This is a genomic window from Verrucomicrobiia bacterium (assembly GCA_019634625.1).
Lineage (GTDB): Bacteria > Verrucomicrobiota > Verrucomicrobiia > Limisphaerales > CAIMTB01 > CAIMTB01.
This window is the reverse complement of the sequence record JAHCBA010000039.1, coordinates 1-23,163: the sequence shown is the minus strand read 5'-3', so window position 1 is coordinate 23,163 and position 23,163 is coordinate 1. Positions and strand designations below refer to the sequence as shown.

General features: G+C 67.5%; 17 protein-coding genes and 1 tRNA gene. 12 read left to right on the top strand and 6 right to left on the bottom strand.

Translation table 11 applies throughout. From position 1 onward, the window contains the following. The first annotated feature begins 410 nt into the window (after window positions 1-410). From KF833_19075 to KF833_19060, 4 genes are all read left to right on the top strand, one after another. Window positions 411-935: an RNA polymerase sigma factor gene (locus KF833_19075; protein MBX3747418.1), complete on the top strand. Its 525-nt coding sequence runs from the start codon at window positions 411-413 to the stop codon at window positions 933-935. Further along, a complete protein-coding gene (locus KF833_19070) occupies window positions 932-1,777 on the top strand; it encodes a hypothetical protein (protein ID MBX3747417.1) in 846 nt (281 codons plus the stop codon). The genes KF833_19075 and KF833_19070 overlap by 4 nt, the downstream gene beginning before the upstream one ends. Beyond that, on the top strand, window positions 1,774-3,270 hold the full coding sequence (locus KF833_19065; GenBank protein MBX3747416.1) for a tryptophan 7-halogenase: 1,497 nt from the start codon (window positions 1,774-1,776) through the stop codon (window positions 3,268-3,270). The genes KF833_19070 and KF833_19065 overlap by 4 nt, the downstream gene beginning before the upstream one ends. A 116-nt stretch (window positions 3,271-3,386) precedes the next feature. Further along, window positions 3,387-5,159, top strand: coding sequence for a CRTAC1 family protein (locus KF833_19060; GenBank protein MBX3747415.1), 1,773 nt, complete (start codon window positions 3,387-3,389; stop codon window positions 5,157-5,159). 39 nt (window positions 5,160-5,198) lie between these two features. Here the strand turns inward: KF833_19060 and KF833_19055 are convergent, their stop codons facing one another. The 3 genes from KF833_19055 to KF833_19045 are packed head-to-tail and all read right to left on the bottom strand — an operon-like array spanning window position 5,199 to window position 8,247. Further along, window positions 5,199-6,725, bottom strand: coding sequence for a YifB family Mg chelatase-like AAA ATPase (locus tag KF833_19055; GenBank protein MBX3747414.1), 1,527 nt, complete (start codon window positions 6,723-6,725; stop codon window positions 5,199-5,201). A 9-nt stretch (window positions 6,726-6,734) separates the two neighbouring features. Beyond that, window positions 6,735-7,964 (bottom strand): beta-ketoacyl-[acyl-carrier-protein] synthase family protein, encoded by a 1,230-nt coding sequence (locus KF833_19050; protein MBX3747413.1) that lies wholly within the window; start codon window positions 7,962-7,964, stop codon window positions 6,735-6,737. Window positions 7,965-7,968: 4 nt separating this feature from the next. After that, entirely contained in the window at window positions 7,969-8,247 is a 279-nt protein-coding gene (locus KF833_19045) for an acyl carrier protein (protein ID MBX3747412.1), read from the bottom strand. A gap of 359 nt (window positions 8,248-8,606) precedes the next feature. Between KF833_19045 and KF833_19040 the strand changes: the two genes are divergently transcribed. Next, window positions 8,607-9,587 (top strand): transposase, encoded by a 981-nt coding sequence (locus KF833_19040; protein ID MBX3747411.1) that lies wholly within the window; start codon window positions 8,607-8,609, stop codon window positions 9,585-9,587. A gap of 105 nt (window positions 9,588-9,692) precedes the next feature. Here the strand turns inward: KF833_19040 and KF833_19035 are convergent, their stop codons facing one another. Beyond that, window positions 9,693-12,731 carry a hypothetical protein gene (locus KF833_19035; protein MBX3747410.1) on the bottom strand — a complete coding sequence of 1,013 codons (3,039 nt, stop codon included), beginning with the start codon at window positions 12,729-12,731 and terminating at the stop codon, window positions 9,693-9,695. 155 nt (window positions 12,732-12,886) lie between these two features. Here KF833_19035 and KF833_19030 point away from each other — a divergent pair, with 155 nt between their 5' ends. From KF833_19030 to KF833_19000, 7 genes are all read left to right on the top strand, one after another. Next, on the top strand, window positions 12,887-13,663 hold the full coding sequence (locus tag KF833_19030) for a radical SAM protein (GenBank protein MBX3747409.1): 777 nt from the start codon (window positions 12,887-12,889) through the stop codon (window positions 13,661-13,663). Beyond that, window positions 13,660-15,027: an aspartate aminotransferase family protein gene (locus KF833_19025; protein MBX3747408.1), complete on the top strand. Its 1,368-nt coding sequence runs from the start codon at window positions 13,660-13,662 to the stop codon at window positions 15,025-15,027. Before KF833_19030 ends, KF833_19025 begins: the two co-directional genes overlap by 4 nt. 256 nt (window positions 15,028-15,283) lie before the next feature. Continuing rightward, window positions 15,284-16,120, top strand: a complete 837-nt coding sequence (gene rsmA, locus KF833_19020) for a ribosomal RNA small subunit methyltransferase A (protein ID MBX3747407.1) — start codon at window positions 15,284-15,286, stop codon at window positions 16,118-16,120. 140 nt (window positions 16,121-16,260) lie between these two features. Beyond that, complete coding sequence (locus KF833_19015) at window positions 16,261-16,770, top strand: NUDIX domain-containing protein (GenBank protein MBX3747406.1); 510 nt, start codon at window positions 16,261-16,263, stop codon at window positions 16,768-16,770. 208 nt (window positions 16,771-16,978) lie between these two features. Next, the gene (locus KF833_19010; GenBank protein MBX3747405.1) at window positions 16,979-18,949 is read left to right on the top strand and encodes a TonB-dependent receptor; all 1,971 of its coding nucleotides are present in this window, start codon (window positions 16,979-16,981) and stop codon (window positions 18,947-18,949) included. Between the two features lie 65 nt (window positions 18,950-19,014). Further along, window positions 19,015-19,587 (top strand): YfiR family protein, encoded by a 573-nt coding sequence (locus tag KF833_19005; protein ID MBX3747404.1) that lies wholly within the window; start codon window positions 19,015-19,017, stop codon window positions 19,585-19,587. A gap of 1 nt (window position 19,588) precedes the next feature. Next, complete coding sequence (locus KF833_19000) at window positions 19,589-22,150, top strand: response regulator (GenBank protein MBX3747403.1); 2,562 nt, start codon at window positions 19,589-19,591, stop codon at window positions 22,148-22,150. A gap of 116 nt (window positions 22,151-22,266) precedes the next feature. Here the strand turns inward: KF833_19000 and KF833_18995 are convergent, their stop codons facing one another. Both KF833_18995 and KF833_18990 read right to left on the bottom strand, forming a co-directional pair. Then, window positions 22,267-22,935, bottom strand: coding sequence for a hypothetical protein (locus KF833_18995; protein ID MBX3747402.1), 669 nt, complete (start codon window positions 22,933-22,935; stop codon window positions 22,267-22,269). Between the two features lie 89 nt (window positions 22,936-23,024). After that, window positions 23,025-23,098: transfer RNA gene (locus KF833_18990), tRNA-Gly, on the bottom strand. Between the last annotated feature and the right edge of the window lie 65 nt (window positions 23,099-23,163).

Here is a 23,163-nt window from a genome sequence, read left to right as displayed (position 1 = left end):
GTTACATTGACCGCAGAAGCATAACAGGTTGTCAGGCTGATTGCTGTTGACGCCACAGAAGCAATAGAATGTCAGGCTCATTACTGTTGACGCTGCCCCCTTGTCCAGCCCCCCCCAAGACATGCCCACGCCTTCCCCCCATCAGGCTGCAGCGGCTGACGTTCCCGCCTTGTCGGCCGCGTAGCCGTAGACAAGGCGTTGTCCTTGATGTCGTTGAACCCATTCCAGATCCGGGAAGCAGGCCGGCAAAGGCGGCGATGCGGGGCATCCAGGGATCCATCAAGGATTCGGGTGTCCTCCACCGCCGGAATTCGGAGTCGTCCCCACGCCGCATCCCGCGACATCCTGACGGCCGGCCCATGGCCCCGGGAACCCAAGACTCGTTTCACGCCTCTCAACCTCGGCACCCCGTGATACGCAGCGACGTGGACTTCGAGGAACTTGTAAGGGATCACCACGCCGCCCTGTATCGGTTTGCCCTCAGCATGTCCCGCCAGCCATCCGACGCCGCCGATCTTGTCCAGGAGACCTTTCTTCGCTGGGCCCGCCACGGACATCGCCTCGCCGATCCCAGCCGCGTTCGTGCCTGGCTCTTCACCACCCTCTATCGGGAGGCGGGCGCCCGACGCCGACGCCTCCTCCGCTTCCCGCACTTCTCCCTGGCGGACGTCGAGCCCGAACTCCCCGATATCCCACCCGCCGCCCCCGCCGAGACCGACGGCCGCCTGGTCCTCGAAGCCCTTGCCCGCCTCGACGCCCCGTTCGCCGCCGCCGTTGCCCTGTTCTACCTCGAGAACTACACCTACCCAGAAATCGCCGGCATCCTCCGGGTTCCCGTCGGCACGGTGAAGTCACGCGTCGCCCGCGGCATCGCCCAACTCCAGCGGCACCTGCTCAGCCGAACCTCCGACACCCCTGCAAAACCCCGCCCATGAACCGCGACCAAGCGCGGCACATCCTCAGCCTGTGGCGCCCGGAACCCCACGTTCCGGACGATCCCGAATGGACCCGGGCCCTCGATCTCGCCGCCCGCGATCCCGAACTCCGCGACTGGTTCGAACGGCACCGCGCCTTCCAGGCCGGCACCCGCCTCGCCCTCCGGAAACTGCCGCCCCCACCCGGCCTCGCAGACCGCATCCTGCGCCAGACCGCCACCCCATCCCGGCGCAGCTTGCTACCCTTCCCACCTGCCTGGCTCGCCGCCGCCGCCTGCCTGGTGATCGCTCTGGTCCTCTTCGCCCTTCGACCCTCCGGACGCGAACGCGCCGATTTCCCAACCTTCGCCGACCGCATGGTGCGAACCGTCCTCCGCGAATACCGCATGGATCTCGTCACCGCCGACCTCGACCGGATCCGCAACTTCCTCGAATCCCGCGAGGCCCCCGCCTCCTTCCCGATCCCGGAAGCCTTCGCCCGGATCCCTCCCGCCGGGTGTGGAATCCTCTCCTGGCAGGGCCACAAGGTTGCCATGGTCTGCCTCGACGGCGCCGAGCGCGGCATGTTCTACCTCTTCGTCGTCTCCACCCGCTCCCTGCACGGCAGGCTTCCTGACCAACCGACCCAAGGGGCCGTCAATCGTCTCGGCACCGTGGCCTGGACGGCCGACAACCTTCTCTTCCTGCTCGCCGGAGATCTCGCCCCGGAGGCGCTCCAGCGCCTGCTCCTCGACCCCTCGGCCTTCGATGCCGCCAGACCCGCGCCAGCCGCCGATTCCCCCTCCCACGCCTCCGCAACCTTTGCCCTCCTCCCCTCCCCCCGCCTAGGATGCCGCCCATGAACGTGCGCCGCGTGCTGGTCCTCGGGGCGGGAAGCGCCGGACTGATGGCCGCCATCACCCTCAAACGCCGCCTGCCCCAACTCGATGTCCAGGTCGTGCGCAGCCCGGAACTCGGCATCATCGGCGTCGGCGAAGGCACCACGCTCGCCTTCCCCAAACACTTCTTCGAATACCTCAAGCTCCAGCCCCAGGGCTTCTACGATCTGGCCGAACCCACCTGGAAACTGGGCCTCAAGTTCCTCTGGGGACCCCACCCCTGCTTCTTCTACACCTTCGCCTACGAGTTCCAGCAGCGCCTCCCCGAACTCAACCGCAACAACGGCTTCTACTACGACCCCTCCACCCCCTGGGCCGGACCCGTCTCCGCCTTCATGGCCCATGACAAAGCCTTCCCCCGCCGCCCCAACGGCGAACCCCAGTTCCATAACAGCCACGCCTATCACATCGAGAACACCCGGTTCGTCGCCTGGCTCGAACGCCTCTGCGCCACCTTCTCCATCCCCATCACCAACGCCACCGTCCGCGCCGAACGCGCCGACGATGGCACCGTCGCCGCCCTGGTCTCCGATTCCGGCGAACGCTGGACCGCCGACCTTTACCTCGACGCCTCCGGCTTCCGCTCCGAAATCCTCGGCCGCACCCTCGATGAACCCTTCCTCTCCTACGCCGACACCCTCTTCTGCGACCGTGCCGTCATCGCCGGTTGGCCCCGCACCGATGAACCCGTCGCCCCCTACACCACCGTCGAGACCATGAACGCCGGCTGGTGCTGGCAGATCGAACACGAACACTTCATCAATCGCGGCTACGTCTTCGCCTCCGCCTTCCTCGACGACGACGCCGCCCTCGCCGAACTCCGCGAGCGCAATCCCAAACTCGCCACCGAACCCCGCGTCGTCCGCTTCCGCTCCGGTCGCCGCACCCGCAACTGGGTCGGCAACGTCGTCGGGATCGGCAATTCCGTCGGCTTCGTCGAACCCCTCGAAGCCACCGCCCTCCAGATCATCTGCGTCGAGACCAGCACCCTCGCCGATTCCCTCCTCGACAGCCTCTGCCAGCCCACTCCCACCCTCGTCGAACTCTACAACCGCTACAACGGACAGGCCTGGGACGACATCCGCGATTTCCTCGCCGTCCACTACAAGTTCAATACCCGCCTCGACACCCCCTTCTGGCGTGCCTGCCGCGCCGACACCCCCCTTCACGGCGCCCAGTTCCTCGTCGATTTCTACCGCGAAAACGGCCCCAGCGTGGTCGCCGGCGCCCAGCTCCTCCATGCCTCCAATTCCTTCGGCATGGATGGCTACCTCGCCCTCCTCATCGGTCAGGATGTCCCCCACCAGAAACCCTACCCCGCCCCTCCCGGCGAAACCGCCGCCTGGCGCAAACGCTGCCACTCCTGGGCCGCCGAAGCCCGCCGCGGCCTCGATGTCCCCCAATGCCTCGCCAGCCTCCGCCGTCATGGCGTCAAGGGAACGGCCGCCCACCGCTGAACCTCGTCCCCGCGCCAGTCGAAGGGCTGCGATCGAACTCCCACCCGTGCATCCCGAAGGCCAGTGGGAGGCGTGCTGAGAGAACCTCAGATACCGCACCGCACCGCCGGTCAGACATGAGCGCCATCCCGATCCCCGCACCCACGCTCGTCGCCCTGATGGCCCTCGCAGTCGGGCTCACGGCCTGCGGTCCGCAAACCACCCCGCGCCCCGACCCCGCCCTGCCGACTTCCACACCCCTCGACCCGCCGTGGTTCGAGGACGTCACCGATGCCCGTGGCCTCGCCTTCCATCACGTCGCCGGCACCCGCTACTTCATGCCCGATCAGGTCGGTTCGGGCATCGCCATCCTCGACTTCGACAACGACGGTCTCCTCGATCTCTACCTCGTGCAGCTCGGCGGTCCCGATTCCCCCGCCCGCAACAGCCTCTGGCGCCAGCGCCAGGACGGCACCTTCGAGGACGTGTCCGCCGGCTCCGGTCTCGACATCACCGGCCTCGGCATGGGTGCCTTTGCCGCCGACCTCAACAACGACGGCTGGACCGATCTGGTCGTCACCGAGTACGGCGGCGTCCGGGTCTTCCAAAACCTGGGCAATGGCCGGTTCCAGGAGGTCACCGCCGAATCCGGCCTCGATCATCCCGGTTGGGCCGCCCCGGCCGCCTTCCTCGACTTCGATCGCGACGGCCGGCTCGATGTCGTCATCGGCAACTACCTCGACTACGACCCCACCCAGGTCTGCCATGACTCCCACGGGCGCCAGGATTTCTGCGCCCCCCACGCCTTCCCACCCACCCTCACCCGCCTCTGGCGCAACACCACCTCCACCCCGGGCGCCACCCCCACCTTCGAAGACCACACCGTCGCCGCCGGCCTCGCCGCCCATCCCGGCGCCGCTCTCGGCCTCCTCGCCGCCGATCTCGATGGCGACGGCTGGCCTGACATCTTCTGCGCCGACGACGGCCGCCCCAACCGGCTCTTCATCAACCGCCGGGACGGCACCTTCCGCGAAGAGGCCGTCCCCCGAGGCCTCGCCCTCAACGCCATGGGCCGGCCCGCCGCCGACATGGGCGTCGCCTGGGCCGATGTCGATGGCGATGGACGTCCCGACCTCTTCGTCACCCACCTCGCCGAGGAATTCCATTCCCTCTTCCGCCAGGATGCTCCCGGGCTCTTCCTCGATGCCGTCGCCCAGGCCGGCCTCCAGCAACAGGCCTGGCGCGGCACCGGCTTCGGCACCGTCCTCGCCGACTTCGACCTCGACGGTGCCCCGGACCTCGCCATCGCCAACGGACTCGTCCGCCGCGCAACCCCGGGCCAGACCCCGGTCCTGCCAGGCGTCCCCGAATGGTGGGCCCGCTACGCCCAGCGCCCCCAACTCTTCGCCAACGACGGACGCGGCCGCTTCCGCGACGTCTCCGAGGCCCAGCCTTCTTTCACCCGCTGGGCCATGGTCGGGCGCAGTCTGGCCGTCGCCGACCTCGACAACGACGGCGCCCCGGATCTCGTCCTCGCCGGCACCGCCGGACCCGTGCGGCTCTTTCGCAACATCGCTCCCCGCCGCGGCCGCTGGGTCCTGCTGCGCCTCATCGATCCCGCGGTGGGCGGACGCGACGCCATCGGCGCCCAGGCCACCGTCGTTGCCGGCTCCCGTCGTTTCATCGCCGTCCTGCAACCCGCCACCAGCTACCTCTCCAGCCACGATCCTCGTCTCCACTTCGGACTCGGCCCCGTCACCGCCATCGACCGCGTCGAAGTCCGATGGCCCGACGGCACTGTCGAATCCTTCTCCGGCATCCCCCTCGACCGCCTCACCACCCTCCCCCGCGGCTCCGGCCGGCCCCAGGCGATGGAGGCAATAGGGTCAAATCCATCCATTGACGATTGAGGCTGGGCGATCGTCGGATCGCGGGTTCCGCAATTCGCCCTACCCCCAGATCTGCCGGTCGAGTGACCTCAACTGGATCGCTTCCAGGACGTGCTCCTGCACCAGATCGTCCGCCCCCGCGAGGTCCGCGATCGTCCGCGAGACCTTGAGGATCCGGTCGTAGGCCCGCGCGCTCAGCCCCAACTCCGACATCGCATTGCGAAGCGCCTCGCGCGTCACCTCGTCCAGCCGGCAATGACGGCGCACCTCCCGCCCGCTCATCCGCGCGTTGCAGGTGGGGCCGGACCCGTTCCCGAACCGGCTTCGTTGCCGTTCCCGTGCCGCCATCACCCGGGCCCGGATGGCGGCCGAACTTTCCCCGCTCCGTTCGCCCGAGATCTCGTGGAACTGCACCGCGCCAACCTCGATATGCAGGTCGATCCGGTCCAGCAACGGCCCGCTGATCCGCCCGAGATACGACTGGATCTGCCGGGGCGAACACTTGCTCTCGTGCGGCATCTTGCCGTCCGGCGTGGGATTCATCGCGGCCACCAGCATGAACTCGGCCGGAAAGGTCATGGTCCCGGCCGCCCGGCTGATGGTCACACTCCCCTCCTCGATCGGCTGACGCAGCGTCTCCAGCACCGAACGGCGGAACTCCGGCAGTTCGTCCAGAAACAACACACCGTGATGGGCCAGCGAAATCTCCCCCGGCGTGGGCTGGACGTTGCCCCCCAACAGACCGGCGTCGCTGGCCGTGTGGTGCGGTGACCGGAACGGCCTCCTCGTGATCAGCGCCTGCCCGGAACCCAGCATCCCCGCGATGCTGTGCACCTTGGTGGTCTCCAGCGCCTCCTCAAGCGTCAGGGGCGGCAAAATGGTCGGAAGCCGCCGCGCCAGCATCGATTTCCCCGTCCCCGGCGGACCCAATAGCAGCACGTTGTGCCCACCCGCCGCCGCGATTTCCAGGGCCCGCTTCACCGATTCCTGCCCGCCCACCTCCGAGAAATCGATCTCATCCGACCCCGCCGACGCGAACAGCGCCTCGACATCCACCCGGCATGGTTCAAGGAGGATCTCCCCGTCCAAAAACGCCGCCGCCTCACGCAGATTGCCCACCGGGATGACCTCGAGTTCCCCTACCACCGCCGCCTCGGCGGCATTGTCCAGAGGCACCAGGGCCCCCGCCAGTCCCGCCTCGCGCGCATGCAGCACCGCCGGCAGCACCCCCTTCACGGGGCGCACCGCCCCGTCCAGCGCCAGTTCCCCCAGAACCAGATACCGGTCGAGCCGTTCCCCGGTCATCTGCCCGTTGGCCTTCAGCATCCCCAGCGCGATCGGCAGATCGAAGCTCGGCCCCGCCTTCCGCACATCGGCCGGTGCAAGATTGATGGTGGTCTTGCCCAGCGGGAACTTGTACCCGGAGTTCGTCAGCGCCGTGATCACCCGGTCCCGGGACTCCTTCACGGCAGCATCGGGCAGGCCAACGACGACGATCTGGGTGTCCCCCCAGCCGACGTTGACCTCCACTTCAATGGCGTATGCTTCTACGCCCTGCACGGCGGCAGAGCGCACCTTGGCGAGCACGGGACAACTCTACCCGCCCCCGTCCTCCGCGGGCAACCGCCGAAACACCAGCACCGCATTCAGCCCTCCGAACGCAAACCCGTTCGACATCGCCGCCCGCAATCGTGCCGGACGGGACCGGTTCGGAACCACGTCGAGCGGACACTCCGGATCCGCCCGGACGAACCCCATCGTCGGCGGCACAAACCCATCCCCCAGCGCCAGCAGCGTCGCCACCGCCTCGATCGCCCCGGCCGCCCCCAGCGTGTGTCCATGCATCGACTTGGTCGAACTCACCGGAATCGTCCGCGCCCGCTCCCCGAACACCCTCCCGATCGCCCGCGACTCGGTCACGTCATTGACCTTCGTTCCGGTGCCGTGCGCGTTGATGTAATCGATGTCGTCCGGAGTCAGGCCTGCGTCCGCCAGGGCCCGCTCCATGGCCACCGATGCACCTTCCACCGAGGGTTGCGTAATGTGGCCCGCATCGCTGCTCATCCCGGCCCCCGCCAGTTCCCCCAGCACCGTCGCGCCCCGACGTCGCGCATGGTCGAGGGACTCCAGCACCAGCACCGCCGCCCCCTCCCCGAGCACCATTCCCCGGCGCTCGGCGCAGAAGGGCCGGCAGACCTCCGGCGCCACCACCCGCAACGCCTCCCACGCCTTCAGGTGCCCGTACACCAGCGGCGCCTCGCTGCCGCCCGCCATCATGACCTCTCCCAGACCCGACCGCACAAGGTGCAGCGCCAACCCCAGGGCATGATTCGAAGAGGCGCATGCCGACGCCACCGAAAACGACGGGCCGCGCAATCCGAACTCCATCGAAATCTGGCTCGCCGCTGCGTTCCCCATCACACGCGGCACCGTGAACGGACTGATCGCCGCCTTCCCCTCCCGGTAGAGCGCCGCGTACCCATCATCGGTGGACTGCTGCCCCCCCACGCACGTGCCCATCACCACCCCCGCCGTTTCCTGCCATGCCCCGCCGCCCTTCAACCCCGCCTGCTCGCACGCCTCCCGCGCCGCCCACACTCCGAACTGCGCGAATCGATCCATCACATTCAAGGGGCCACGCTGGAAGATCGTCGCCGGGTCGAAGCCCGTCACCTGCGCCCCCACCGCCATGCGCAAGCCCTCCCCCAACGACCCCTGCCAGGGCCCGATGCCGCATCGCCCTACCCGCAACCCCTCCCGGAACGCCTCGCGCCCGCGCCCAAGCGCACTGATCACCCCCATCCCCGTGACCACCACGCGCCGCATGATCCTACCCTGCCGTCACCGTCCCCCCGGCCTCGCCTCCCTCCAGGCCCAAGTGCCGGCCCAGCCTCTCCAGCACATCCCCCACCGACCGCACCTCCAGCGCCTCGTCGTTCGGAATGGTGATCCCCAGCTTTTCCTCGAGATCCGCCACCACCCCCACCGCCGTCAGGGAATCGATGCCCAGGTCTTCAAAGCTCAGCCCCGCATGGATCTGGTGCCCCGGCACCTCCGTGTACCGGCCCAACACCTCTCGTACCGCCTCCAGCAGCATATCCTCGGTCATTTTCGTTTCAGGCTCGTGTGGTTGATCGCCCGGCCCGGCACCGATCCACCTCCGATCCGTGCACCAGGAATGGACGACCCTCCCCCGATCCCGTTCCCATGGCAAGACGGTCCGTCCCGAGTGTCCGTCCCGAGACTCAATATCAATGTCAATATGACAGGTATATTAACTTAACAAACTACAATAAGACAGTTTAAATGAAATTGACTTGGTCGCCCACGTCGTGCATCCTCTCATCCAAGCATTCACTTCATTCTAGTTCACCCGCCCCCCACTTTGTCGCCCCCCACTTTGTCGCCCCCCTCGCCGTGAACTCTTGACACCCTGACACTCTGCTAATGCTAATGCCCCCACTCTTTATGAGAACTCACCGCATCAAAGCCGATCCCTCCCTCCCGGCGGTCTATCACTGCATGTCCCGCGTCGCCGGCCGCCTCCACCTCCTCGACGACGCCGCCAGACACAAGCTCATCAACATCCTCCACCACCTCGCCCGCTTCTGCGACATCGACGTCATCACCTTCTGCATGATGTCCAACCACTTCCATCTCCTCATCCGCGTCCCTCCCAAACCCCTCCCCGACTCCATCCCGGACGACGTCATCCTCGCCAAACTCGAGGACTTCTACGGGTCCAAGGCCACCCTCCCCACCCTCGCCCGTGCCGCCCTCAATAAGGGCCAACCCATCCCCGACGACATCCGCCAGGCCGTCCTCTCCCGCATCGCCGACCTCTCCATCTTCCTCCAGGAGTTCAAACAACGCTTCTCCCGCTGGTACAACCGCCGTCACGACCGCACCGGCTACCTCTGGGGCGAACGCTTCCGCAGTGTCCTGGTGGAGGACTGTCCCAGCACCCTCCGCGCCATCGCCGCCTACATCGACCTCAACCCCGTCCGTGCCGGCCTGGTCAACGATCCCAAGGACTACCGCTTCTGCGGCTACGCCGCCGCCCTCACCGGCGACAAGGTCATCCGCCGCGGAATCATGGGCTTTCTGGGCGCAGCCGACTGGAGCGCGGCGTCAGCAGAATATCGCCTGGCGCTTTACGTGATTGGCGGGACGTCAGGACGAAGTGACAAGCGGGCGCTGGACCCTGAGGCGATCCGGGCGGAACTGGCGCGGGGCGGTCAACTGCCGCTGGGTCAGATCCTGCGGTTGCGGATCCGGCATATGACCGACGGGGTGTTCCTGGGATCGAAGGAGTTTGTGGACCGGATGTGGGAGCAGCACCGGGACAAGTTCAGCAAGGGCCGCAAGAGCGGCGCACGGATCATTCGAGGCGCCCCGATCCCGGGGCTTACCGTGCTGCGCGATCTGCGAGTCGATGCGGTGTCGTAAGTCGCCAAACGTTGCGGGCGCCGCGGCAGCCTGGAATTGGCCACCTGCGGCGCCCGTGAGTTCCACGTTCCCTCCAACAGGGAGCGTGCGATGGGAGCGATGGGATTACTGGGCGATCCGGTAGAACGCAGCGTCGCCGGTCACCTCAGTCGTGAAAGTCCGGTCGGTGGTCGTGCCAACGGTCGTCCATGTGCCTTCCCCGAAGGCCGCCCGGCGCTGGACCTGGAAGGTGCCACTGCCACCGGTCCAGGTCAGCGTGAGCTGGTTGCCTGCGATCGTTGCGGCCAGTTCCACGTCATCGACCGGCGCCGGCGGATTGATGACCGCGGTGTTGATCGGGATGCCGGTGGCGCTGGGTCCACCCAGAGCCGCGATCTCGGCATCGGTCATCTTGTAGTTGCGGATCTGGATGCTGCCCACAAACACCACCTGCGACTCGCCGTCCTCGTCGGCGAAGAGAAGCAACCGGTCGCGCAGCGCGTGACGACCGTCCAGTTGGGTGTTTCCGCGGAGCTGGTTCTGGAACGGCTTTCCGTCGATGAACTTCGACAGCACCGCCTCGCCAAAGTCGTTGTCGTTGGTCTTGTCCACGGCAAAGGCGATCCGGTGCCAGGAGCCGCGCTGGATGTAGGTCTCGAAGTCCTCGACGTTGGTGTACTGACCGCCGATGCCGATGCCGCCGTCGGGGATCCCGTCGCCATCCCGATCGGCGAAATTGACGAACAATTCCCCGTCGTTGGTGTTGTCGAGGTTGTCAATCTGCCCGAAGGAAAACCAGGAGCCAGAGCCGTTCTCGGGGAAGTGCAGATCCAGAATGAGGGTCCAGAGATTGACAAGGCGTCCATCCCCGTTGGGCGCGGCATTGTGCCGCATGGTGTAGTGGATGTCCCGAGCCGAGGCACCGGCAAAGCGGAGCACCTGGAGGGTTTGCCCGCCGATCCCGGGAATCCCAAAACTCTCGGTCGTACCGAACTGCGAAGCAGCCTGCGCCGCCGCACTGCTGTATTCCAGCGGGAACCCGACGGTGGCGCCCAGATTTCCGTTGAAGTCCCAATGCCCAACGATCGCCGGCGGCTGGCTCGGCGGCTGGGTGGTAAAGGTCCACGACTGGGTCTTGGTGTTGGAACCATCGCCGTAGATCACCGTGGCGGTCACCTGGCTGTCGGAAGGCAGCAGGGGCGAAGGCACGTAGTTCACCGTGGAAACATTGCCGTCGCGACTGCGGGTCGGCGTGACGTCCACGCCGTTGACGCGCAATTGAATCCCCGAGGTGTTCACCTGCGCGCTGCCATCGACGATGGTCACGGTGATCGGATCGTTCTCCCGAACGCCGGTCGAGCCAGGCGCCGGAGAGACGCTTCGGGTGAACGGAAGGCTGGGTGCCCCAACGGAGGTCTGGTAGGCCTTGATGGCGCGCGAATCGCCCAGGTTGTTGACGAGGATCTTGTCGCCGGTGGCCACGTCCACGGAGAAGAGTTCGCAACTGGCACCGCCGGTGCCCTCGAAGTGGATCAGCCGGATCGGATACAAACCCGCTTCCGTGACCACAATGTCCATCAACGAGTCCGCCGCCCCGCGTCCGCCATCAAAGGCACCAATCCGGATCCCGTCGAGCACGTCCCGCGGCGGAGCGCCGGTGCGCAACTCAAAGCCGTCGTCGGAATTGACGCCAAGTCGGTAGAATCCGGGCGCCAGTTCCAGCCACGCCAGCGCCTCGGTCGAGAAATTGTTCACGTCCATCTCCGGCAGACCGGGGAACGCCTGATCTCCGGGGAAGTTCCCGGCGTTCTGGGCGGCCTGCTCGAAGTTGATCACATCGACCGCGTAGAACCCGTTGATCGGGCCGGGCTCGGCATCATCGAAGTACGGCTCCTCAGTCGCCGGGTCGATCAGGGTGCCGGCAAGCTGGGCCTCGGCGCGCGCAATGGTATTGGCCAGGGACCCGAAAGACGCCCAGACCGAACGGAAGAGAAGTCCGGGACTGCCGCGGCTGTCCAGCGGACGGGCCAGACTGGCGGGCAGGGTCTGGTAATTCGCCACCGTGAAGGACCATTCCTGCACCACCTCGATGTTCGCGGCGTCCCGGGCCTCGATGCGCACCGTGTGGACGGATCCCGCCGGAACGAGGGACGGAACGGCGTAGCGCACGGAGGTCACACCTCCGGCCTGCGTAACCTCGGCCGCAACCGCCGTGCCATTGAGGAGAAGGCGGACGCTGTCGGCACTGATGGCCGACGCGCCGGCCTGAATTTCGCCGCGAATGATCGGCGAAGCGGGCGCATCGACGGCCCCGGGAGCCGGCGCAAGATTCTGGAAGAACGCCCCGGCCTGGGCCGTGCTGGCGAGATTGTATCCCTGCAGACCCGCACCGTAGATCTCGGCCACTTCCCCCGCGGACAACGCCCGGCGCCACACGCCGAAATCGTCCATCTGCACATCCAGGAATCGCGCACCACGGTCGTTGTTGAAGCCGTACCCGCCGGTGCCGTCGTTGCCGATGTTGTAGACCGTGTCGAAGTTGTCGATGTCCCCGTCATCCACGATCGGGATCTCCGCACCGATGGGAACGCCGTCCAGATAGAAAACGGCATTTCCCTGCCGGTTGTGGGTCACCGCGATGTGTCGCCATCCGCCCGTGGCGATGACCGCGAGGTTCGGAGTGTCGCGACGGCCGAAGTCGGAGGCGCGCCAGTTCCATTTCCAGCCGCCGTTGCCCTGCGCGGCAATGATCCAACCGAGATTCCCGCCCGATGCCCATGCCTTGTTCGAAAAGAAGGACGGATCGCTGGTCCATGCGCCCGGATCGCCCTTGACCCAGAAGGCCACCGAGAAATCGACGTCCGGACCGAAGTGGAGATCCGACGGGCTGCCCAGGGTGACGTACTGGCCAAGCGTCAACCGCAAGGCGTGCGAGCCGATCGCCCCACCCGAGACAAATCCGGGCAGCGTGGGATCGACGACATCCGCATCCTCGACCACCACGGGCGTGCCGTGATTGCCGCGCCCGGTGGCGTCGTTGAAGGTGTCGTCGAACGGCAGGTGAACCACGAGGCCATCGGTGATGGCCGCGTGCGAGGCCGGGGCGAGCCCGATAGCGGCGCTCACCAAGGCCGCCGCAAGGTGGCAGCGGAGGGTCTTGCTCATGTTTTGGGTAGGTACGAATTGCATCGCGTTACTGTGAGCCGGTCAGGCTGGGGAATCGCGCCGACGGTTCAAGTCGAAAGCGGCGACTGCGGCGAATCGAAACCGGGATGTCACGCCGTCGCGGCATCCCGGTCCCCATCCGAACGCTCACGGGGATGGCCCGCCAGCCCGCCTCCCGCTACCCTGCCCCGGTGTCCGACAGCCTTCGGGTCCACGAGATCTACCTGAGCCTCCAGGGCGAAAGCACCTTCGCCGGGCTCCCCTGTGTCTTCATCCGTCTCACCGGCTGTCACCTCCGCTGCTCCTACTGCGACACCGCCTACGCCTTCACCGGCGGCACGCGACGCCACCCCGACGAGGTGCTCGCGGAAGTGGATCGCCTCGCCCAACCCTTTCCTCCATCCCCAACGGCCGTCGCGCATCGCCTGCCGCTGGTGGAGTTGACCGGTGGCGAACCCCTCCTCCAACCCGCCGCCATCCCGCTTCTCACCGCCCTCTGCGACCTTGGCTACACCACCCTCGTCGAAACCGGCGGTGCCGTGGACCTCTCCCCTCTGGATCCCCGCGTCCGCCGAATCATGGACCTCAAATGCCCGAGCAGCGGCGAGGCCGAACGGAACCGCTGGGAAAACCTCGCCCTCCTTCGTCCCACCGACGAAATCAAGTTCGTCATCGGCACGCATGAGGACTACGCCTGGACCCGCGACATCATCGAACGGCACCGCCTCGCCTCGATCTGCCCGCTCCTCGTCTCCTGGGTCCATCCCCTGAGTCGCGAGCAACAGGACCCATCCCTTCGCCCCGTCCCCGCGCACCACACCCCGATGGACCGCCGCGAACTCGTCGAGGCCCTCGTCGTCGACGCCCTGCCCGTCCGGTTCCAATCCCAGCTCCACAAGCTCATCTGGCCCCCCGACCAGCGCGGGGTATGAAACCTCCCCCGAAACCACCTCGCCCCGCCGGTTCCCGATCCAGGCCCCGGCCCGGCCGAAAAACCCGCGCCGTCCTCGACACGCTCCGGCGCCACGAATGCCGCAATGTCACCTTCATCGCCCACGACGGTGGCTGGCCGATCGTCTGGACCCGGGCCCGAGGCTCCCACGTTTGGGACATTGAGGGCCGCCGCTACCTCGACCTCACCGCCGCCTTTGGCGTCGCCGCGGCGGGTCATGCCGCCCCGGCCGTAGTCCGTGCCGGCCAGCGCCAGATGGCCTCTCTCCTCCATGCCATGGGCGACGTTCATCCCCATGCCCTCAAAGGGGAACTCGCCCGGGAACTCAGCCGCCTGGTCTTCGAACGTCACCAGGCCGGCCCTGGAAAAACGCTCTTCACCAACAGCGGCTTCGAAGCCGTCGAGGCCGCCCTCAAGACCGCCCGCCTCGCCACCGGCAAGCCCGGCATCATCGCCTTTCAGGGCGCCTATCACGGGCTCGGCTACGGCGCCCTCAACGCCACCCACCGAACCCACTTCCGGGATCCTTTCCGCGATCAGCTCCGCGAATTCGCCCGGTTCCTCCCGTTCCCGGATGTCCACGAGCCGTCCGGCGCCTCGATGGACGCCGTCCGTTCCCACCTGCCCCGCCTCCTCCGCGATCACCCCATCGGCGCGATCCTGGTCGAACCGATCCAGGCCCGCGGCGGCGTCCGCGTCCCGCCCGATGACTTCCTTCCGTTCCTCCGACGATGCGCCGACGAGCACGGCATCCTCCTCATCCTCGACGAGATCTACACCGGCTTCGGGCGCACCGGACGCTGGTTCGCCTCGGATCGCGTCGGGGTCGTCCCGGATGTCGTCTGCCTCGGCAAGGCCATGACCGGCGGATTCCCCCTTTCCGCGTGCGTGGGACGGGCATCGATCATGGACGACGCCTGGCCCGAGAGCACCGGCGAAGCCATCCACACCAGCACCTTCCTGGGACACCCGGTCGGGTGCGCCATGGCGCTCGCCCAGATCCGGGAACTCCGCCGCCTCCGTCTTCCCGCCCGCGCCGAACGGCTGGGCCGGTCCCTGTCCAGCAACCTTGTCACCCTCGCCCGCCAGACCTCGAAACGCGGACGTCCCGCCGTCGCTCGCGGCGTGGGATTGATGCAGGGCCTGGAACTGCGCACTCCGGCGGGAAGCCCGGACGGCCCGGCCGCACTGGGCGTCGTCCGGCGCCTGCTCGATCGCGGGTTCATCCTCCTTCCGGAAGGTCCCGAGGGCGAGGTGATCGGAATCACCCCGCCACTGGTCATTCCGCAGACGGAATTATCGCGGGCGATACGCGCGCTGGGAGAGGAACTGGCCGCGTGCTGAACAACCGCCGCCGTTCCCGCCGTTGCAGGCGGTGCGCCAGGAGTCGCAGCAACGGCGAATCCGAGTCGCTCGTGTTGACTTGCAGGCGCCCCTCAGCGGGCGACCACCGGCCGGTGGCACGCAACGCCTCCGGGCGGAACATCGTGTCGGTCGCAGTTTTCATGGTACGTCTTGGCCGGGGGTGGAACGGCGGTGCGCGCCTAGGTTCCCCACATTCCGAAAAGGCGCAAGGGACGTAGCGTTACAAAAACGAGACATGACGCCTTCTGAAATGCGCCAGCTCCTCGATGCCCGCGGACTCCGCCTCACCCGGTCCCTCGGCCAGAACTTCCTCCACGACGCCAACCAGCTCCGCCGGATCGTCGAACTCGCCCGGATCCGCCCCGGAGATCGCGTCCTCGAAATCGGGCCCGGCCTCGGTCCCCTCACCGAAGTCCTCCTCGCCGCCGGGGCCCGGGTCCTCGCCATCGAAAAAGACCGCCGCCTCATCCCCATCCTTCGGGAGCGCCTCGCCCATCACCCCGATCTTCAGATCCTCGAAGCCGACGCCCTCGACTGGCTGGTCCGCGATCAACCCGATCTCTCCGACCAGCACGTCGTCTCCAATCTCCCCTATTCCGTCGGCTCCCCAATCCTCGTCGAACTCGCCCAGCTCCCCCTCCCCCCCACGTCTGCCACTGTGACCCTCCAGGCCGAGGTGGTGGACCGCATCCGTGCCCGGCCCGGCACCGGCGCCTATGGCATCCTCTCCCTCCTGCTCGCCCACACCTTCTCCGTCGAAACGTCGTTTCCCATCCCCGCCACCTGCTTCTTCCCCGTCCCGGATGTCACCTCCGCCTGCGTCCGCCTCGTCCGCCGCCCCCAACCCCTGACCCCCACCCGCGAATCCGCCCGGAACTACTCCCGCCTCGTGAAGCTCGCCTTCTCCCAGCGCCGGAAACGCGTCCGCAAAGTCCTCCGCGCCGCCTGGCCCGACGAACGCCTCGCCCCCGCCTGGACCGCCCTGCACCTGTCCGACGACGCCCGCGCCGAAACCCTTCCCCCCGGGACCTTCGCCGATCTCACCCACCTCCTTAACACCCCGGTCCCGTGAACCCGGAGGGACGAGCTCCGCGAGTCCTCAATCCATCGCTCCACTCCCCTGCGGCCTCGCAGAGCTCGGCCCTCCGATCGCACCCCTCCCCTTCCCTCTTCCCGCTTTCCCCTTCCCCGCCCTCCCCCGACACTCCCCACATGAGCGAGGAAATCTTCGATGTGGTGGACGACCACGACGTCGTCATCGGTCAACGGCCGCGCTCGGAAGTGCACCGTCTCCGCCTGAACCACAGGGCCGTCCATGTCCTGGTCTTCGATTCCGCCGGACGCCTCTTCCTCCAGAAGCGTTCCCTCCGCAAAGACTGCTTTCCCGGCACCTGGGATTCCTCGGCTTCCGGGCATCTCGACCGCGGCGAAGACTACGACCCCTGCGCCGTCCGCGAACTCCGTGAGGAACTCGGCCTGACCCTCGATACCCCGCCCCAACGACTTTTCTACGTCCGGGCCTGCCCCGAAACCGGCCACGAATTCGTCTGGGTGTACCGATGCGCCTCGGACGGCCCCTTCCAACTCCAACCCGAGGAAATCGACCGCGGCGAATGGTTCCACCCGGATGTCGTGTCGTCCTGGGTGGACCGGCGCCCGGAAGACTTCGCCAGCGGCTTCATCCTCATCTGGAGGCGGTTCCGCAACCGCCGGGCCCCTTGATCCGGCCTCGGGACCTTCAGTTCGAGCGGATGACGCCGTTAGTCCATGGAGTGCCACTGTCGCACTCCACGTGATTCATCCATTCCCAGTCCAGAGCCGGCGCCACCCTCGGCCCCCTGTCTCCAGGGGCCCCGATGCCCGAAGCCGCCCGCACGGATCTTCCCCCGGCCTCGCGCTGGCCGCCTTGCTGGGCGCCCTGACCACCCCCTTGCCGGCTGCCGAGCTCCCCGCCACGTCCGACCCCGACCCCCTCGACCTGGCCGCCCTCGACCTCGATGCCCTCATGAAGATCGAGGTTCCCACCGTGTACGGTGCCTCCCGCTTCAGCCAGAAGGCCAACCGCGCCCCGGCCGCGGTCACCGTCCTCACCGCCCGCGACATCGAACACTTCGGCTATCGCAACCTCGGCGAAGCCCTCGGAGCCATCCCCGGCCTCTACGTCTCCAACGACCGCAACTATTCCTACCTCGGGGTCCGCGGCTTCCTCCGTCCGGGCGACTACAATTCGCGGGTCCTCATGCTCGTCGATGGCCACCGGATCAACGACAACCTCTACGACAGCTTCTACCTGGGCGCCGACGGGATCGTCGATCTCGACCTGATCGAGCGCATCGAGTTCATCCCCGGACCCGGCTCGACCCTCTACGGGAGCAACGCCCTGCTGGGCGTCGTCCATGTCGTCACCAAGTCCGGCGCCGCCATCAATGGCCTCCAGGCCTCCGCCGAGGCGGGCAGCCTCGACACCTACTCGGGCCGCCTCACCTTCGGTCAACGCTTCCAGAACGATCTCGACCTCGTCGCCTCCGCCTCCCTCTACGACAGCGCCGGCCACAGCGCCCTCTACTACCCGGAGTTCGACAACCCGGAGGACGGCGACGGCTGGGCCCGCCGCCTCGACGACGAACAGGCGTACCGGTTCTCCGCCCGTGCCTCCCTCGGCGGCTTCACCCTCACCGGGGCCTTCAATCAAAGGGACAAGACCGTCCCCACCGCCTCCTACGGCACGGTCTTCAATGACGGCCGGGAAGCCACCCGCGACACCCGCGCCTACCTGGATCTCGCCTTCGACCGCGAACTCGACGACGACAGCCGCCTTCTCGGCCGCGTCTTCTACGACCGGTACCACTACCGGGGAACCTACCCCTACGCGGACGACTCCGGCCCCGGAGGCGTCATCCTCAACCGGGACCGGTCGGCCGGCGAATGGGCCGGTGCCGAGATCCAGTACAACCGCACCCTCGCCGACCGCCACGTCCTCATCGCCGGCGCCGACTACCGCGAGAACCTCCGCCAATTCCAGTCCAATACCGACGACGACCCCCCGGCGGTGTACCTGGACGACGAACATGGAAGCCGCAATGTCGGCGCCTTCGCCCAGGGCGACATCGCCCTTCTTCAGGACCTCCACCTCATCGCCGGGCTGAGCTACGACCACTACTCGTCCTTCGGCGACAGCGTGAATCCGCGGGCCGCACTGATCTACCACCCATGGTCCTCGACGACCTTCAAGGCCCTCTACGGCCGCGCCTTCCGCGCCCCCAACGACTTCGAGCAGCACTATCTGTCCGCCAGCAACTTCCGCGCCTCCGACCAGCTCGGCCCCGAGACCATTGACACCTACGAACTCGTCTGGGAACAGCGCCTCGCCCCGGCCCATCGATTCCGCCTCTCCGCCTACCGCTACACGATCGACGACCTCATCTCCCAGACCGTGGATCCGGACGATGGCTCCATCTTCTACGCCAACCTCGACCGCGCCCTGTCCCACGGCGTCGAACTCGCCTGGGAAAGCCACCTGGGCCACGGCATCATCGCCCAGGCAAGCTACGCCCTCCAGCGGGCCGAAGACTGCACCACCGGCGCCGAACTCAGCAATTCCCCCCGGCACCTCGCCCGCCTTCACCTCCTCGCCCCGATCCACCGGCAGAAGCTCTTCGCCGGCCTCGAAGTCCGCTATCGCGGCGAATCCCGCACCCTCCTCGGCAACACCGCCGATGACTTCGCCCTCGTCAACCTGACGCTCTTCGGACGCGAACTCCTCCCCGGCCTCGACGCCTCAGCCACCCTCTACAACCTCTTCGACACCCGCTACGCCATCCCCGGGGCCGCAGACCATCGTCAGGACACCATCCCCCAGGACGGCCTCGGATTCCGCCTCAAACTCACCTACCGCTTCTAGAAATGGGCCCCACCCCCAGCCACCGCGATCCAGTCCCGCTTCCCCGCGCGGCCGGAAACGCCGTTGTGCGGGCCCTTTCTTCCGCCCTCCAACTGGGTCTCTGCCTGTCCCTCCTTCTCGCGCCGGCCCGCGCCGCCAGCCCGGCCGCCCAGACGCCCACCGAATCCCAGTTGAAGGCCGCCTTCCTCCTCAACTTCGCCCGCTTCGTCACCTGGCCGTCCCACGTCTTCGAGTCGGCCGACACCCCGTTGGTCTTCGGCATCGTGGCCGACCCCAGACTCGCCTCCGACCTGGAATCCATCCTCCGCGAACGCGGCCTCGACGGACGCCCCGTCGTCGTGCGCCCCGCCCCGACCTGGCGCGACCTGCCCGCGTGCCACATCGTCCACTTCGCCGCCAACGCCGACTGGCGCCTCGCCGAAGCACTCCAGTCCCTCCACACCGCCGGAACCCTCACCACCGGCGAGATCGACGGATTCGCCCGTCGCGGCGGCGTCATTCACCTGGTTCGTGACGGCACCCGCCTGCGCTTCGAGGTCAACCTCGCCTCCGCCTCCACCGCCAACCTCCGCGTCCACGCCCAACTCCTGCGCCTTGCCCAACGGATCCACCGCGCACCCAACGAACCCTCCCCCTGATATGTCACGCTTCCGGAGCCTTTCGATCCGCAGCAAGCTCAGCCTGGTGATCGTCGCCGCCAGTGCCATCGGACTGCTGGCCCTGGGCCTCGCACTGGCCACCCAGGAACTCTTCAACCTCCGCCAGACCACCGTCCGCCACCTTTCCACCGTCGCCGATGTCGTCGGCCGGAACCTCGACGCCGCGCTCACCTTCGAGGACCCGGAAACCGCCCACAGTATCCTGGGGTCCGTCGAATCCGAACCCGGCGTTGTCGCCGGCTGGGTGTACGACCGCGACGGCCAGCCCTTCGCCGAGTATCGACGCCCGGGCCTTCCCGCCGATCCCGCCAGCCCTAATCTTCTTTCCCTCGGCGGACACGAGTTCCACAAGGACCGCCTCACCGTCCATCGATCCATCCTCGTCAACGGTCAGCCCATCGGCGCCGTCCTCCTCCAGTCGGATCTTCGCGAGTTCCATGACCGGCTCCACCACCACGCCCGCCTCCTCGGCGTCTCCCTCCTCGTCTCGCTCCTTGTCACGTTCGGCGTCTCCAGCGGCCTCCAGCGCATCGTCTCCTCGCCCATCCTCGATCTCACCCGCGTCGCCCGCCGCGTCGGAGAGCACAAGGACTTCAGTGTCCGGGCCAGCAAGAGGACCGCCGACGAGATCGGCACGCTCATCGACAGCTTCAATGCCATGCTCGACGAGATCGCCGGGCGCGACGACGCCCTCCGCCGGAGCCACTCGGAACTCGAACTCCGCGTCGAGGAACGTACCCGCGACCTCCGCCTCGAAATCGAGGAACGCATACGCATCGAGGACGAACTGAAGCAGACCGCCGCCCGCGCCGAGGAGGCCAACCGCGCCAAGAGCGATTTCCTGGCCACCATGAGCCACGAAATCCGCACCCCCATGAACGGTGTCATCGGCTGCACCAACCTCCTCCTCGATACCCCCCTTTCCGACGAGCAGCGGGACTACGCCGAGACCATTCAGTCCTCGGGCCACTCCCTCCTCAACCTCCTCAACGACATCCTCGACTTCTCCAAGATCGAGGCCGGTCACCTCGCCCTCGAATCCGTCCCCTTCCCCGTCGCCGCCGCCGTCGAGGAAGTCTTCGACCTCCTCGCCCCCCAGGCCGAGGCCAGGCAGATCGAACTGGTCCTCCACCCCGGCCTCGACTCCCTCCCGCAGGGCCTCGGCGATGTCAGCCGGTTCCGTCAGGTCCTCCTCAATCTCGTCGGCAACGCCATCAAGTTCACCGCCCGGGGCCACGTCGCCCTCCAGGTCGGGATCGACCATCCCGACCATCCCTCCCCCCGCCTCCGCTTTGCCATCCACGACACCGGCATCGGCATCCCCCGCGACAAGATCTCCATCCTGTTCCACCGGTTCCAACAGGTCGATTCCTCCACCACCCGCCGCTACGGCGGGACCGGACTCGGCCTCGCCATCTGCCGCTGCCTCGTCGAACGCATGGGCGGCACGATCGGCGTCGAAAGCGTGCCCGGTCGCGGCTCCACCTTCTGGTTCACCCTCCCCATCGCCCCCGCACACGCCCACGACGAAGGTCCGGCAGCCCTCGTTCATCCCGCCGACCTCGCCCGTCTCCGTGTCCTGGTGGTGGACGACCTCGACATCAATCGCCGCGTCCTCACCACCCAGCTCCATCGCTGGCACCTGGTTTGCCACGCCGCCGCCTCCGCCGACGAGGCCCTCGAATGCCTCCAGTCCGCCGCCGCCGCCGGCGAACCCTTCCACATCGCCCTCCTCGATTACCTCATGCCCGGGACCGACGGCGCGACCCTCGGCGCCCGCATCCTCCAGGATCCCACGCTCCGCTCGACCGCCCTCATCATGCTCACTTCGGGAAGCCAGCGCGGCGACGCCCGACGCTTCCTCGATGCCGGCTTCGCAGGCTTCCTCCTCAAACCCGTCGTCCGTCCCCGCCAGCTCCTGGACGTCCTTGCCCAGGCCTGGACCAATCATCCCCTCCGCATTGCCCCCGGTCCCTCCTCCCCGCCTCTGGCACCGGACCCCTCCCAATCCCCGGTTCCCTCCCCCCCAACCCAGCCCAACGGCAACCACCCCCGCCGCCGCGTCCTCCTCGCCGAGGACAACCCGGTCAACCAACGCGTCGGCATCCGCATGCTCGAACGTCTGGGCTGCCGCGTGGACGTCGCCGGCAACGGCCGCGAAGCCGTGCAGATGGTCCGGCGCTTCCCCTACGAACTCGTCTTCATGGACTGCCTCATGCCCGACATGGACGGCTACGAGTCCACCCGCGCCATCCGCCAACTGGAACGTCAGCGCGTCGGCCTCCTCCATGCCCCCAGCCGGCGCCTCCCCATCGTCGCCCTCACCGCCAACGCCATGACCGGCGACCGCGAACGCTGCCTCGACGCCGGCATGGATGATCACCTCGCCAAACCCGTCACCCTCGCCGAACTGAAGAAGGTCCTCGACCGTTGGGAGGATGCCGCCCGGACCCACGACGAACCGCCGCCATCCCTGCCCGCCCCGGCCGACGTCAGAATCGAACCCGTGGACAAACCCGTGGACGAAACCGTCCCCGCCTGAACGGTCGCCCGAAAATCGTTCGGACGGAACCCGCCGCATCCCGGACCCCCGGCCTCAACGTCTAGTCCGGACGATGTCCGTCTCCATTGTCCCCCCACCCCTGCGTCGCTGCAGGGCTACTCCCGCCGCTGTTCCATGCGGAACCGACCAAACCGCGCCCACCGTTCCACCCGGTCCGTCCCCTGGTACACCTGAAGACTGATCTTCGGTTCCCCCTTCACCGGCAGATCGCACACACCCGCTTCCCGCCAGTCCTCCGATCCCGGCATCCGGAACAACCCCCTGATCGTCCGCCCCTCCACCTCGAACCGCACCTCCACCACCCAGGCGTCGGCCTCGATCGGAACGATCGCAATGGTCCGGGTCCGGTCTCCTTCCTCCCGCCCCATCACAATGCAGAGCTTCCCGTCCACCATCTCCTGGCCCAGCTTCACCTGGTGCCCGTCGTCGTAATACCACACCAGGTTCACCTGCTCGTATTGCTCGGTCGGACGGTTCTCCACCTCGACCGTGACGGTTACCGGCCCCTTCTCCGGATCCGGTGCCGGACGCACCCACGTGTTCGGAGCATCGTTCGCCGGGCCCCACAGGTTCCCCGGCAATGCCCGCACCTCCAGTCCCCGCTCCCCGATCCGCCAGGCATCGGAACGCTCCCGCAGTACGGTCCAACCCGATGCCGGCCCGCCCCGGAAGTCGTCCTCGAACCGGCTCGCCCCGGCCCCCCACACCGTCATGCAGCTCACCCACGAAATCAGAAGCGCCCGGATCGGAAGCATCGTCGTCATGGCTCCACCTTCACCCTGTCGGCATTCCCGTGGCAACCTGACCGTGGCGGATGGATACGGAATCCCCAGAAGACGGATTCCCCAGGAAGTGGAGCGGGCGAAGGGAATCGAACCCTCATAGCCAGCTTGGAAGGCTGGAGCTTTACCACTAAGCTACGCCCGCGCTCGCGAACGGCGGTCACCATGCCCCCCCGGCGCTTGCCTTGTCAATTCACCGCCCCGTAACCT